Raw genomic sequence first — 12,714 nt, forward strand, 5'->3', positions numbered from 1 at the left:
TGACCTGTCTGGATTTATATGCTGAAAACGCTAGGCTCAGTTTAAGTACTGCATGTCATTATTTAGAGGTGATCTATGAAACACATTAAATCCCAGCTGGTTATTGCTCTGTCTGTTTTACTGACCGCCTGCGGGGGCGGTGGTGGTGGAAGTGCAGAGGGCGTAGCCGGCGCAAGTGAAGACGCTGCCTCAGCTGCAGACTCGGCAACATTCAGCCTGGGAGTCTCGGATAATCCAGCAGATGCACAAATCGTTAATATTGCTTTTAAGCAGGTTGTTTTAAAAAATAGTGACGGCGCAGTGTCGTTTGATGTATCGCAGAGCGGGGCGCCAAAGCATGTAGATCTCCTTACAGTGCAGGGCAAAGAGACTGAAATGCTGGTTAGCGGTCAGTCAGTGCCGCTCGGTGAATACCAGATGTGTATCTATATAGAAAACAGTGAAGTTGCCGATACTGCCAGCTCCTATGTTAAAACTCAGGATGGTAATGATGCGGGCCTTGTTACTAATAGTAATGGTTCCTGTGGAGGTGTTGGTGCAGAGGAGCTCAATACCGGGCGTTTATTCCTTAATAAAACATTTACGATAGCCGCCGGTGTTAATACCTTTGTGGCTGAATTTGAGCTGGGTAAAGGGTTACAGGGTCCCCATGGTAATAAAAATTACTGGACCCTGAAACCAACTTCTGTACAGCTGAACAACAGAGCGGAAGTGGGCGTTATATCCGGGCAGATAAGCTCTACGGTAATAGATAATTGTGAAGCTGAAGCGGGCGGTTCTGAGTTCAGCTCTGCTGTTTACCTCTACCCGGCTTCTACAACTGTTGAAAATATGGGCGATTTTCGATCTGCAGATACTGTTCTTCCTCAAGTCGCACCAACCGCTTCTGCGCGGGTTAACCCGGTTAAAAACGAGCTTGATGAAGTTGTCGCTAATAAATATGAGTTCGGTTTTGCAGCTGCTGGTACTTACAGCTTAGGTTATACCTGTACGTCTCAACATGATGATCCCGATGCTGAAGAGGGAGTAAGTGACGGATTTATCATGCATGCTGCTGAGCAGGATATTTCTGTTACGGCAGGAGAGACAACAGTACGAGATTTTCCAGCTGCCCCTTAATAAAGTTATATTTCTGCATGCTTAAAATTGAGACTTAACTGGAGCTGGGAGTTGTTATGTACCATTGGCTGATATTTTCAATCGGACTCTTTTTACTGCTTTTTATCTATGTTGTTTATTATGTCCTGCAGATCCAGTTTATGGTCAGAGCCACATTAGCTTATCCTGAGGTCAATGCAGAAATAGGCTCTCCCCGCTCAATTATGGATATCAGCCGGCAGCAGAACAGTGAATGTTATCAAGCTTTCAATAAGTTTTGTGCTCAGCAGCGTTATCTTGATGCTGATATACCCGTTCAGTTAGCAGAGCGGTTTGTCAGCCTGGAAAAAACCAAAAAGAAAGGTCTGCGCTTTACATGGATTATAATAGCTAATTTTGCTGCTTGTCTGGCGGCTTTGCTGTTTTTAAAATAGCTATGGAATAGGGAATGGAAGTGCTGCTGTATTTATCCTCAAAAAATGCCTGCCAACCTTAACGTGCATTTAAGTCGTTCTTTTATATTGATGCGACGCGGGTAAGCAGCTAACCGTGATAATCTCTTTTCTTAGGGATTATCTCGCCACTTGCAACGTCAATAATTAACCCCTGATCATTTGCAGGCTCTACTTCGTAGAAAGTGATGCCTTGTTTATTTTCTAATTCCAGCTTAATGATACTGGAGTCATACTCTTTCTGGATTTTTTGAATGCTTGCCCTGCGGGTCACTAGCTCGAAAACCAATACTGCGTTGCAATATTCGATAAGGCTAGCCATCTAAAGATTAAAGTCTTTATTTTAATCTTACCGATAGAGAATTAACGGAGTTAATCGCTCGAAAGGTCATCATGTTACGCCTTGTCTTGGTGTCCGAGCTAGCGACTGATAAATGCATTTTGATTGGTAACGGGTATATATCCTTTGTTTTAATTGAGATTGAATATTAGCAGCCTGCTCATTTCAGGAAGGTGGATAAAACATTAGCAAAAGTGAATGCTGTCATTTTTTACGCTTTAATACCAGCAATTGCTCAGGGTGGAATTTATTTTAAGTTTAGGAGAACTAAATTACAGATACTGAGACTAATTTCATAACAAAATCAATAACTCAGTTCGAGGTTGACGTTCAAATACAGCAATAGGAAAAACTGAATCATGACATTCCAATCAATTCTAAATATTATATTGCCGCATTGCCAAATTCATAAATATCCTGCGAATCACGTATTAAAGGACAATAGTGAAAATAAACTCTGCTTTTTACTTAAAGGAAGAGCCTATTCTTTAATAAAGAACGACAGGCAGAAAAAACCGCAGGAGCTTATCCTGTTTGATTTAAATCCAGGTGATTTCTTTGGAGATCTGATTTTTTCAAGTGAGCGGGAAGTAGAACGGTTTGACAGCTGCGTGAAATCCACAAAAATATGTGAAGTAGCAGAAATATCTTATGACAAGCTAAAAAATATTATTATATCTTCACCTGCAGTGCTGTTGTATTTATCTGATCAACTTGCCGTACGAATGAATAATTATAAAGCAAGACTAATTGCAAGAGACCGCCCATTAGCTGTTCGTACTCAGCAGCTCTTAGAAACGCTGCTGGACGGCCCTCATGCCGTACTTCATCCGGACGGTGTGCAGATTAAAATATCACGCAAAGAAATCGGGGCGCGTCTTGGTACATCTGCACTAAGGGTCAGCAAGGCTCTTTCTTTATTGAAAAGTCAAAAAATAATTACGGTTAGGGGAAAGTCTCAAAACATCGTACTGCTTGGAGCAAGACCAGAATAGGGCGGAGTATAAGGTGATGCTTAATTATTCTCACTTCTATAAGCAGTTGAACGTTTTTTTATCGAAGTGAGTTAAAGCTTTATAGTCTATAGGTTCGGCTTTTCCTTGCTGTTTAAGCCGCTAAAAGCTAAAAGTCAGCAGACTTTTTCGACTTTATTCACCTTTCTCTATTTCGTGTAATCGCCTCTATATCAATGTGTTACCTGTTTGTATAAAATGTTATGCATAATTAAATGATTTAAGTTCAGGAAGTTTATATGCAGGGGGGCTTTGCTCTCTGCCTCTATAGTGAATTTTTCTGCTTTCTCTATTAAAGGTGAGTTCGTGCTGCAATGGATATCAGATAACTGGTTAGCATTATATGGGGCTATAGCTGCTTCCGCAGCACTTGCTATTAATTTATCAAGGTTAAGAAAAGGTGAAGTAAAGCTTGAAGTCGCTATCTGTCCTCATGAAAATCAACAAGAAAACATTAAATTAATTTCTCAGAACCAAACTAAGAAAGTATACGAACGCATCAATCTGGCACCGCTTTATACATTAAACGTCTGCAATACCGGCCGTGTCGATGCTGTTATTAAAGATGCCAGACTGGTTTGTAAATCTGGTATAGATAGAAAAGCTCTGGTGCCTAAAAAAATTGGTGACGGGACTATCCTGAGCGAAATTTCTGAAATTAAAATTTTCCCTAGAGCGTCTTTTAATTTTAACATCTACTTACGACATGGCGAGGAACCCTTTGAGGCCGCGAAAGCTGTTATATTAGACAGCACTGGAAAAGAGTGGTGTAAGATTAACAGTAGTAAAAACAGCAGGTTATTTAAAGCGGTTAATAGAATGGACTGGAGATTTCTATAGGGCAGCCTGCCTGCGAAAGACTCCTTTATTTGTCAACTCTGGAGAACAACGGCGAGTTAATTACAACTACCGGAAAACAGCGTAATATTCTTCTTCGCACGGATAATAAATGACGTGAACACCATCAGAATCTGTTCTTAGCCACTTGAGTGAAATCTTGTCAATAAGCCACTGTGAACTATGCTTGAGTCAGATGAGTGATTAAAGCAGAGACTGAAGAAAATTCGTCTCAATTGATTATTCATAAATACATAAACAGATGAGCTCAGTATCGGCTTAGCTAAAATGAACAGGGTGTTTATGACTCGGTATTGAGACATCAATGCGGCAGCAAACAAAGTGGTGGTTACATGCCTATACAGTGGCTTAAGTCCTTATCGGGCGGATTTACTTTGATCGAGTTATTGATTGTAATAGCCATTATCGGCCTGCTGGCCTCTATCGCCTTACCTGCCTACAATAACTACGTTAAACGGGCACAATTGACTGAAACTGCGGTGCAGCTTGGTCATTGGGGGCGGGAATTTAACCGCTGGCAGCAGATTAACGGCAGCTACCCCAATGACAGCCATATCGTCCTGCCCCCCGATGCCCCCGGATTGGGTATAGATAATACGGCATGGCAGGCGGATACTGCGCTGGGCGGCAACTGGAACTGGGAAGGACCGGACAACTATCCCTATGCAGGCATTGCCATTCTTGGTGCTACCAAACCGGTGGAAGATATCCAGCAGCTGGACAGTATTTTAGATGACGGAGATCTGAGCACTGGAAAATTCCGCAAAACGCCTAACGGGCGCTATACCTATATTCTGGACGAGTAACTGCCGGCGGGAGGGGAGTCGAACCCTGTCCTGCCTAGTAAAAACAACGGGTTATGAGCGTTTTCAATGAGTTAGATGCGATGTGCTGTGTTGTAATGTGCTGTTCTGCGGGCAATGTGGACACAATATGGTCATTTGCCCACTGTCGATAACGGGTTTAATTTGATTGCATCTTCTAAATGCGCGGGAGAAAAATGGGCGTATTTCATGGTGTCGGTGATACTAGCATGGCCTAAGATCTGCTGTAATACCAGTATATTGCCGCCGTTCATCATAAAGTGGCTGGAAAATGTATGCCTCAATACATGAGTTGACTGCCCCTTAGGCAGTACAATGCCCGCCCGGTCAACAGCCATTTTGAATGATTTAATGCAGTTGCTGAATAACCGTCCGCTGTTTTGCGGCAGCTCGTTATATAACTCTTCACTAATGGGAACTGCCCGGCGTTTATTACCTTTGGTGTGAATAAAGGTAACCCGGTAAGGTGATAGTTGTGAGCCGGTTAATGATTCTGCTTCACCCCATCGGCAGCCCGTCGAGATGCAGATTTTAGAGATAAGGTAAGCATCATAATTACGGCCTTGTTTTAACTCGTCAAAAACAACCTTAATCTCTTCTGGTTTTAAAAAGCCCATTTCCGGCTGTTTATATTTCAGCGCTCTGAGTTCAGACAATGGATTACCATGCTTCCATTCTCCCAGGCGTTTTAATTCATTAAACAGGGCGTTGAGGTAAGTCTGCTCATTGTTAACGGTTTTGATAGAAACCGTTTTAATACGAAGTTGACGGTATTTTGAAAAATCACTGGCAGTGATATTTCTGGCAATCGGATTCTGCATCAATAATGACATAGCCAGCAGTTTGTTTTTACGCTTTTTGCAGTCGTTCAGTGCCTGGCCGTGCAGGTTAAACCAAAGCTCAATTAATTCATCCAAGCGGCGATTATCAACTTTGTTTGGCTGCCATGCTTTTTTCTCTGCTTCATTTAACGTGTACTGCTCAAAGCGCTTGGCTTCCCCTTGTGTATCAAACAGCTTACGAACACGTACTCCGCCGATGCCGTTAGGGCGGAAATCAGCGAGATATTTACCGTTGGCTTGTTTTTTAATAGACATAAATGACACTCTTTTTTCTGTTTTATACAGGTGTTATACAGTGTTTTTTAAAAGTGGAAAAGTGCTTGATTGGAGGCTGTGCACATTTTGTAGGTTCAAAAACATCATGCAATTACCCTTATTTATATTGTGGTGTAATAGAGTGTAATGGTTTTGTGTTGTTGATTTATATAAGATGTTTTAATCGCGTGGCGGGGCTATCTTTTTACGTGCTGCTTGCATTAAAAGTGTCTATGTCCCTTTCAGAGCGTCTGTTTTGTCAGGAAGATGATAAAAGCGTCACAGTGAAGGTTATCAGGGGACTATTTGAATTTCCTTTATGGAATATAGTCTTAGATATGTTTTGAAAATGTGCATATCTTCTTAATGATACATTTGTCGATTGCGTCACTGTGACGTATATAAAGCTGTTAGTTTCTGAATCGGAGTTTCAGTGAAGAAAGAAGAAGGTATCTCAAAGTACAAGCTAAATAAAATCGCAGCGGAGTCTTTGAGAAATACTATCCGTCTTCATTTTGACTCGGTGTTGCTCTATGAAAACGGCTCTTACCCAAGTGCTCTTCAGCTTTCAGTCTTGGCTTTGGAAGAGTTCTCAAAGGCCAACTGGGTAGACCACTATATTTGGTCATCGGAAACCAATGACGGCTATCCTGACGCAGAGTCCGAACAAGGATGGCTAAAGCTTCTGTACCTACATCCAAAAAAACAGTGGAATTTTGTGGCAAGAGAAACAGATGATTACTCGCCAAAGTTTATTTCTCTGATCCAGAGTCGGAAGCTTGAAGAGAAAAAGCAAAATGCTATCTATGTTGGCTTGTCTCGCTCAAAAGGTAAAATTGATACAGATAGCCGGATTTCTACTCCGTGGAAGATCAAACAAAAAGATGCAAGGCAGTTTATTTCAATTATTAATGATGAGCTGCTTAGAATATGTTCAAGAATTGAAGAAGATGAGTTTTACTTCGAGGGTGGCACAGGCATGGATGAGGTGTTCGATTATGATATTTATAAAAAGCTTTTAAAATGGCCCCACAAGAGTGGAATAAAGAATAACGGTTGGAGAAAGAAGAATCGCCAACGAAACTAACAAGCGCATGTTGTCGGACTGGTTTTCCGCTGCGCTTCAAACCAGCCACAAATGCGGGCGTTATAAGCCCGTTCATTTATATACTTGAGAGTCCAATGATTAGTACTTCAGAAAAAATTAGATTGCTTAAAAAACTACTAGATAAAGCGGATCTTGTGACTATTGAAAATAGTAGTGACCCAGAGTTTAAAAGTTGGAAAAACCTAGTTGAAAGAACCTTTGTAAAAGTCTTTGGTGAAAGCTCAACTGAATATAAACATTTCTCTGAGTTACGTTTCTTCTTTCAAGCATTAATGTGGACTACAGATAGTGACTTTACCGCCGATCATTTAAGAGTTTTTAGACAAGATTTTGGCATTTTGAAATCTTCAATTACACAGTATATTGAAGAATTCGAAGAGCAGGAACAACACGAAACTCCTGTCATTAAAAAGCAATCAAAACTTAAAACAAAGGCATCAAAAGTATTTATTAGTCATGCATCAAAAGACTCCGCCATAGTTGAAGAGGTAATTGAATTACTTGAGTCGATTGGCTTAGAGTCTCACCAAATATTTTGTACTTCGTTTGACGGATATGGGATCGGACTAGGTGAAAATTTCCTAGATAAAATTAAAGATGAATTGTCTTCGGATACTATAGTGCTCTTTATATTATCCAATAACTTTTATTCTAGCCCTGTGTGTTTATGCGAAATGGGGGCTACTTGGGTTCTAGCGAAAGAGCACATTCCAATTGTGATTCCTCCATTAGATTATTCTGATATTTCAGGAGTTATTCCTTTGACACAAGGAATGAAAATTAATGAACCGTTGAAACTAAACTTATTGAAAGAAAAAATAGAAAATGAGTTTAATTTGAATAATTCGGGTTCTCTTTCCACTTGGGAGCGTAAAAGAGATCGAGTTCTTTTAAGAATTTCTAAATTAATAGCTGTGGAAAGTTAAAAACGCTTATAACAAGGCATTTAAACGGAACTAAAACAGTGGGTTACGTTTCGCTTCGCTCCACATTTTAACCCACTATTTTAGTCCGCTTAATGTGGCGTTTATGCACCTAAAGGAATGTTGATGCAAGAATTTATAGACTTAATCAAACCATACATTGAAATTTTATATTTAATTAGTGCGCCAGTATTAGCTTTCTTTGCCTACAAAGCATTGGAACAAATTAAGGTGGCGAAAAATGGTACCAAAGTACAAAGTCAGAGAGAGTCGATAAAATTGGCCGCAGAGAGATGTGAGTTTTTTCATAAAGAGGTTGAGCCAGAAATAACAAAGTTTTTTAATTGCCTAAAAGAAAAAGATATTGATTTTCTAGATAAATGCGAAGTGATTTTTGAAAAGAATCGAATGAAATTCAAACCACACAAGGACAAAGAGGCGCTAAAAAAGTTAGTTAATGAATTAGATAGTTTCATTGATCTATTTAACAAGTTGGAACTTTTTTCAATGTATTTCACTGGAAAAATTGCCAATGAGGAATTCGCTTACCATGCATTGGGTAAATCTTATTGTCGGTTGGTTGAGAAATTGATTCCAGTCCTGATGATGAAAATGTTTAAAGATGAGTGTAAGCATATAATGTCACTATTTTTTATTTGGCATCCTCGGTTAGAAAAAGTATTAGATGAAAAAAGAAAGCAAGAAATTATGGAAGAATTATCAGAACTAAATGAAAAAGATATCCCTGATAGAAAAGTTAAGCCGATCGGTGCATAACAAGGCACTTAAACGCAAACGATGGGGCCAGGTCTTGCGTTTTGCCTTTTAGATAAAAATAAAAAGGCTGGATATCCATAATTTTATTATTCTAATAGGTTGATTTTTAATATTTTAATAAATGGATGTCCCATCTTTTTATCTTTTTATCTTTTTATCTTTTTATCTTTTTTGTTCATTCAACGTGGTGAGATTATGGATAATATCAAAGCAAATTTACATGCCTGTAAACATTGCAATGAGACAGGAACTTGTACTTCTAATGAGAATGAAAGTAGTTGTGCTGCATGCATTAAATATCATGAACTTAAGAAAAGTAAAACTTACACTGGTTTAGCTTGTGGTACGTGTGGTGGACTTGGTAAATCGGAGCCAATGACTGAAAGACTAAATAAAAGGGTTAAGCCGTTATTAGCATTGAGTATTGTCTTGTGTTTAATGATTTGTACAACAGTATTAGCGTTTACAAAGAATCCTCATTTTTCAACGTTCTTAGCTTTTTCAGCGACGTTAATTGGGAGCGTAACAACGTTCTATTTTAGCAACGCGAATAAAAATACATAAAAATACTAGGGCCAGGTCTTGCGTTTTGTTTTTTAGAGCAAAAGACAAGACCTGTCCCTCGGATTCTCAAATCGTCAGTGAGCAGAGCGTTAAGTTACAAAATGGAAGTGAAATGATCGCAATTATAAAAAACACGATACAAAGTAGTGAATCTTTTTCAGGGAAAGCGTTTGATCTATTCATACAAATTATGATCATATTATCACTGATTAGTTTTTCCATTGAGACGTTGCCATCAATTACAGATGAAACAAGAAGCTTCTTGTATAACTTCGAAATCATTAGCGTAAGTATCTTTACTGTAGAGTATATTGCTCGGGTTATTTGCGCAGAAGAAAAAATGAAATTTGTATTTTCATTTTTTGGTATCGTTGATTTGTTAGCTATTTTGCCATTCTATTTAGCCACCGGTCTGGATTTGCGATCTCTTCGGTCATTTCGATTATTGAGGTTAGTGAGAATATTAAAACTAGCGAGGTATAGCGCAGCGGTAAGGCGATTGCACAGAGCATTTATCATAGCTAAAGAAGAATTAGCTTTATTTTTGTTTGCAGCTTTAATTGTTCTCTATCTTGCTGGAGTAGGAATATATTACTTTGAGTATCCTGCTCAGCCAGATGCATTCTGCTCAATTTTCCATAGTTTATGGTGGGCCGTAGCTACACTAACCACTGTCGGCTATGGTGATATTTACCCAATAACGGTTGGAGGTAAAATATTTACATTTTTAATATTAATTATTGGGTTGGGTGTTGTTTCAATTCCTGCCGGAATGATTGCATCAGCATTATCAAAAGCAAGAGAAATGGACAATTAAAGAACGGCGGGGTCTTGTGTTTTGACTTTTATAGCAAAAGGCAAGACTTGACCCTCGATTTTCCTTATTTTTAAATAGAATCAAGGAGAAGCTTATGTCAGTAATAGGCGAGAATATTATTAAAAATCATACGATTAATGAGAAAACAGGAGCACTTAAAGTAGAGTTCTTTTATAAAGGAAAGCTTTGCCCATCGAAAGAAATTAAAGGCCCAATAATTAATCAGTACATTGGTTATTATTTGATTCTCCAAGATTTAAAAGATGTATTGACTTGGTTAAAAAAAATTGACGATTTCCATCCTAAAGAAGGTGTAAAAGAAACCGAAAATAATAAAGAATTTGATACATTTAAATACGTACTTTCCCCCGAAAACTGGAAGAACGATGGTATGTTAGTTAAAGCCTTGTATTATTCATGCCTTGTTGTATACGGAAAGTGTTTCACTCAGGCAAAAGGCCGAAAAGTGAAATTAGAAAGGAAAAATATTGAAAAGAGACTTCAAAAGCAGCATGACTTAATAATGGAGTATAGGAATACCATTGTAGCTCACTCTGGTGAAGGAGAGTGGGAGAACGGGAAACTTTATGTTTTGCCTACGCCAAAGGAACTTTTGAAAAATGAGGGGATGAATATTCATATCGAGCCAATAGTGAATAGGCTTGATTATGAAGATGACCGAAATAGTGATGAGTCATTTCAATTTCTTGTTGAGCATTTAATTGATAGCGTTGAGAAGAAAAAGAAAAGTCTATTTGAGGTGATACTGAAGGATATTATAATTCCAAAGGGAACTGAATATTGGTATTCATAGTGACGTCAGGATCAAGTCTTACATTTTACTTTTTAGATACAGAGAAGCCCGTTAACGGGCTTTTTGTTTTCTGCAATAAAATACTTACATTCTTTGCCCTGACCAGACTACTTCCCCGATGATTTCAAAATCTTCGGTGGCTAGTTCGTCGCGGGTGAGTTCCCACTCTTTGTAGGTGGTGTTGTCGCTGACGACGGTTAGACCTGCTTTTGAAAACTGCAGGCGTTTTACCATTAACCGGCTGTCAAATCTAAATACGTAAATTCCATCACCTGAGAACTCTTGAATTCTATTTACCATGATAAGAGCATGGTTTTTCAGGGTAGGGGCCATACTGTCGCCTTTTACCGGCATCATGAATGCATCTTTTGCATTTACGCCAAGTACATCATCAAAAAATTTACGACTAAAGGTTATGTAGTCGTTTTGATCCTCTCGCATGACCAGCGCACCATGCCCCGCACTGACTTCTACATCGTAAAAATCTAATGCAATAAAGTCATTGCCTGGCGTATTACCATGCTCCGCTATTTGCTGTGCTTTCAAGTAAACAGCATCAGGGATGTTCCCTCTATTTTTCCAGTTTTGAACTGTTCCTCGTGCTATTCCGAGTGCTTTTGCTAAGTCAACTGTTGTAGCAGTTTTGGTAAGTGCCTTCAGCTCTTTGATTTGCTGTTCAATTTGATCTCTTGTATCGCTCATTTGTTACCCGCATCACGCAATAGAAATTATAAGTGCAGAAAAATGCAAATGACTGCTTGATAATGGAGTCATTGTGATCAACAATGAAGTCATTGGGAGTCATTGAGTGCATATGATTGCATTTGGTTGCATTTGGTTGCATTTTGGTGCATTCATTAACATTTATACAGGGCTGAGTTATGAATACAAGTATGAAACAAGCAGAGATTGCTGAAATTGAGAGGGAACTCATTGAGCGTTTTGGGGCTTCTGAGATTCCACTTAAAGAAATATCAAAAGAGGTATTGAATATGATACCTCGTGTTGCGGCTGCAAAGGCCGCGAAAAGAGAGCTCCCTTTTCCAGCACACCGGCTGCGAAACCGCCTTCCTTGGATGGTCACGCTGAAAGATGTTGCTATCGCTATCTTTAATGCTCGTCAGCAAGCTAAAGAAGATTGGCAGTCAGCACAAACTCATTAGTGTCAGCCAGTGATCTGTGCTGATAACCGTTCCCTTTTTAATAAGGACTAATTATGAACATGATCGTCTCATTCGACACCCCGATGCTGAGCCTTAGCGAATATGCTCGGCGCACGGGAATTACTGTTGATTCTGTTCGCAATCAAATTCTTCAAGGGCAGCTGCCTGTTATTCAGCATGAAACACGCGGCACTCGTTATATCAACATGGTGAAGTTGACGGAGTTTTGTATGGAAGCCGATGCTGATAAACCGCATAACAACTGCTCTTTCAATCGAGGTTAAGTATCTATGAGCGAACCAACAAATGAAATGTTCACTTTCCGTGAGTCTGTACAGCAGGCCATCAATAACGCCTGCTTTGCATTTTCAGATAAGGAAAACATGCAGGAAATAGCCCGTAACACCGGGATTAACTCCACGCTGTTACGTAACAAACTAAACCCGGCTCAACAGCACCGCTTAGCACTTGATGATTTAGTGCTGATCACTAAAGACAGCGGCAACTATGCGATTTTGAACAGCGTACTGCTTTCACTGGATATGGTGGCGGTAAATGTCAGCCGAGAGGGGGAGCAGGAAACATTAGTAAAACGCGCTTTAACAAACAGCATGAATGCCGGTGATCTGTCCCGCCTTGCATTAGAGAACGGCGGCGAAACCCGCTTACCGCGAAGAAAACGAAATGAACTGCTGGCAAGCGCACAGCAAAGCGTCAGTAATTTAGTGTTGCTGATGAATGACCTTGAAAACAAAACCAGTGGAGTAGCGCCGTTTTTATCCATGGCAACAGACTTTGTTATTACCAATGGTGCACCGGGATTAGTTTAGGGAGTAAATAAGAAAGTGAGAAGAGTGTGATAACCA

General features: G+C 39.6%; 17 protein-coding genes. 14 read left to right on the forward strand and 3 right to left on the reverse strand.

What is annotated here, in order from left to right:
* Positions 1 to 75 precede the first annotated feature (75 nt).
* Entirely contained in the window at positions 76 to 1,119 is a 1,044-nt protein-coding gene (locus tag G337_RS0113030) for a DUF4382 domain-containing protein (RefSeq protein WP_028864281.1), read from the forward strand.
* A 56-nt stretch (positions 1,120 to 1,175) separates the two neighbouring features.
* Positions 1,176 to 1,532 carry a hypothetical protein gene (locus tag G337_RS0113035; protein ID WP_028864282.1) on the forward strand — a complete coding sequence of 119 codons (357 nt, stop codon included), beginning with the start codon at positions 1,176 to 1,178 and terminating at the stop codon, positions 1,530 to 1,532.
* Positions 1,533 to 1,641: 109 nt separating this feature from the next.
* On the opposite strand, the gene G337_RS0113040 is transcribed toward G337_RS0113035, so the two are convergent.
* Entirely contained in the window at positions 1,642 to 1,824 is a 183-nt protein-coding gene (locus G337_RS0113040; RefSeq protein ID WP_157619306.1) for a PepSY domain-containing protein, read from the reverse strand.
* A gap of 425 nt (positions 1,825 to 2,249) precedes the next feature.
* On the opposite strand from G337_RS0113040, the gene G337_RS0113045 reads away from it, so the two are divergent.
* The 3 genes from G337_RS0113045 (at position 2,250) to G337_RS29430 (ending at position 4,567) form a co-directional block, all read left to right on the forward strand.
* Positions 2,250 to 2,885, forward strand: a complete 636-nt coding sequence (locus tag G337_RS0113045; RefSeq protein ID WP_037027461.1) for a helix-turn-helix domain-containing protein — start codon at positions 2,250 to 2,252, stop codon at positions 2,883 to 2,885.
* A 288-nt stretch (positions 2,886 to 3,173) separates the two neighbouring features.
* Positions 3,174 to 3,743, forward strand: a complete 570-nt coding sequence (locus tag G337_RS0113050) for a hypothetical protein (protein ID WP_028864285.1) — start codon at positions 3,174 to 3,176, stop codon at positions 3,741 to 3,743.
* A gap of 350 nt (positions 3,744 to 4,093) precedes the next feature.
* A complete protein-coding gene (locus G337_RS29430; RefSeq protein ID WP_037027464.1) occupies positions 4,094 to 4,567 on the forward strand; it encodes a type IV pilin protein in 474 nt (157 codons plus the stop codon).
* A 131-nt stretch (positions 4,568 to 4,698) separates the two neighbouring features.
* Here G337_RS29430 and G337_RS0113060 read toward each other — a convergent pair whose 3' ends face one another.
* Entirely contained in the window at positions 4,699 to 5,682 is a 984-nt protein-coding gene (locus G337_RS0113060) for a phage integrase (RefSeq protein ID WP_028864286.1), read from the reverse strand.
* A 433-nt stretch (positions 5,683 to 6,115) separates the two neighbouring features.
* Between G337_RS0113060 and G337_RS0113065 the strand changes: the two genes are divergently transcribed.
* From G337_RS0113065 to G337_RS0113090, 6 genes are all read left to right on the forward strand, one after another.
* On the forward strand, positions 6,116 to 6,769 hold the full coding sequence (locus G337_RS0113065; protein ID WP_028864287.1) for an AbiV family abortive infection protein: 654 nt from the start codon (positions 6,116 to 6,118) through the stop codon (positions 6,767 to 6,769).
* A gap of 95 nt (positions 6,770 to 6,864) precedes the next feature.
* Complete coding sequence (locus G337_RS27730; RefSeq protein WP_157619308.1) at positions 6,865 to 7,716, forward strand: toll/interleukin-1 receptor domain-containing protein; 852 nt, start codon at positions 6,865 to 6,867, stop codon at positions 7,714 to 7,716.
* Between the two features lie 123 nt (positions 7,717 to 7,839).
* Entirely contained in the window at positions 7,840 to 8,490 is a 651-nt protein-coding gene (locus G337_RS0113075; protein ID WP_028864289.1) for a hypothetical protein, read from the forward strand.
* Positions 8,491 to 8,685: 195 nt separating this feature from the next.
* Positions 8,686 to 9,054 (forward strand): molecular chaperone DnaJ, encoded by a 369-nt coding sequence (locus G337_RS28215; RefSeq protein WP_084605375.1) that lies wholly within the window; start codon positions 8,686 to 8,688, stop codon positions 9,052 to 9,054.
* Between the two features lie 112 nt (positions 9,055 to 9,166).
* Positions 9,167 to 9,871 carry an ion transporter gene (locus tag G337_RS0113085; protein ID WP_028864290.1) on the forward strand — a complete coding sequence of 235 codons (705 nt, stop codon included), beginning with the start codon at positions 9,167 to 9,169 and terminating at the stop codon, positions 9,869 to 9,871.
* A 94-nt stretch (positions 9,872 to 9,965) separates the two neighbouring features.
* Complete coding sequence (locus G337_RS0113090; RefSeq protein WP_028864291.1) at positions 9,966 to 10,685, forward strand: hypothetical protein; 720 nt, start codon at positions 9,966 to 9,968, stop codon at positions 10,683 to 10,685.
* Between the two features lie 84 nt (positions 10,686 to 10,769).
* Here G337_RS0113090 and G337_RS0113095 read toward each other — a convergent pair whose 3' ends face one another.
* Positions 10,770 to 11,387 carry a S24 family peptidase gene (locus G337_RS0113095; RefSeq protein ID WP_028864292.1) on the reverse strand — a complete coding sequence of 206 codons (618 nt, stop codon included), beginning with the start codon at positions 11,385 to 11,387 and terminating at the stop codon, positions 10,770 to 10,772.
* A gap of 179 nt (positions 11,388 to 11,566) precedes the next feature.
* Between G337_RS0113095 and G337_RS0113100 the strand changes: the two genes are divergently transcribed.
* Genes G337_RS0113100 through G337_RS0113110 form a run of 3 tightly spaced genes read left to right on the forward strand, consistent with a single transcriptional unit; the run spans position 11,567 to position 12,678 of the window.
* The gene (locus G337_RS0113100; protein ID WP_028864293.1) at positions 11,567 to 11,848 is read left to right on the forward strand and encodes a pyocin activator PrtN family protein; all 282 of its coding nucleotides are present in this window, start codon (positions 11,567 to 11,569) and stop codon (positions 11,846 to 11,848) included.
* Between the two features lie 53 nt (positions 11,849 to 11,901).
* Complete coding sequence (locus G337_RS0113105; protein WP_028864294.1) at positions 11,902 to 12,132, forward strand: hypothetical protein; 231 nt, start codon at positions 11,902 to 11,904, stop codon at positions 12,130 to 12,132.
* 6 nt (positions 12,133 to 12,138) lie between these two features.
* Positions 12,139 to 12,678 (forward strand): phage regulatory CII family protein, encoded by a 540-nt coding sequence (locus G337_RS0113110; protein WP_028864295.1) that lies wholly within the window; start codon positions 12,139 to 12,141, stop codon positions 12,676 to 12,678.
* Positions 12,679 to 12,714: the final 36 nt, after the last annotated feature.

Source organism: Psychromonas aquimarina ATCC BAA-1526, assembly GCF_000428725.1.
Lineage (GTDB): Bacteria > Pseudomonadota > Gammaproteobacteria > Enterobacterales > Psychromonadaceae > Psychromonas > Psychromonas aquimarina.

Excerpts from the sequence above, each read along its gene's own strand:
- G337_RS0113030 (WP_028864281.1), top strand. The coding sequence starts at position 76 with ATGAAACACATTAAATCCCAGCTGGTTATTGCTCTGTCTGTTTTACTG.
- G337_RS0113035 (WP_028864282.1), top strand. The coding sequence starts at position 1,176 with ATGTACCATTGGCTGATATTTTCAATCGGACTCTTTTTACTGCTTTTT.
- G337_RS0113045 (WP_037027461.1), top strand. The coding sequence starts at position 2,250 with ATGACATTCCAATCAATTCTAAATATTATATTGCCGCATTGCCAAATT.
- G337_RS29430 (WP_037027464.1), top strand. The coding sequence starts at position 4,094 with ATGCCTATACAGTGGCTTAAGTCCTTATCGGGCGGATTTACTTTGATC.
- G337_RS0113060 (WP_028864286.1), bottom strand. The coding sequence starts at position 5,682 with ATGTCTATTAAAAAACAAGCCAACGGTAAATATCTCGCTGATTTCCGC.
- G337_RS27730 (WP_157619308.1), top strand. The coding sequence starts at position 6,865 with ATGATTAGTACTTCAGAAAAAATTAGATTGCTTAAAAAACTACTAGAT.
- G337_RS0113075 (WP_028864289.1), top strand. The coding sequence starts at position 7,840 with ATGCAAGAATTTATAGACTTAATCAAACCATACATTGAAATTTTATAT.
- G337_RS28215 (WP_084605375.1), top strand. The coding sequence starts at position 8,686 with ATGGATAATATCAAAGCAAATTTACATGCCTGTAAACATTGCAATGAG.
- G337_RS0113085 (WP_028864290.1), top strand. The coding sequence starts at position 9,167 with ATGATCGCAATTATAAAAAACACGATACAAAGTAGTGAATCTTTTTCA.
- G337_RS0113090 (WP_028864291.1), top strand. The coding sequence starts at position 9,966 with ATGTCAGTAATAGGCGAGAATATTATTAAAAATCATACGATTAATGAG.
- G337_RS0113095 (WP_028864292.1), bottom strand. The coding sequence starts at position 11,387 with ATGAGCGATACAAGAGATCAAATTGAACAGCAAATCAAAGAGCTGAAG.
- G337_RS0113100 (WP_028864293.1), top strand. The coding sequence starts at position 11,567 with ATGAATACAAGTATGAAACAAGCAGAGATTGCTGAAATTGAGAGGGAA.
- G337_RS0113105 (WP_028864294.1), top strand. The coding sequence starts at position 11,902 with ATGAACATGATCGTCTCATTCGACACCCCGATGCTGAGCCTTAGCGAA.
- G337_RS0113110 (WP_028864295.1), top strand. The coding sequence starts at position 12,139 with ATGAGCGAACCAACAAATGAAATGTTCACTTTCCGTGAGTCTGTACAG.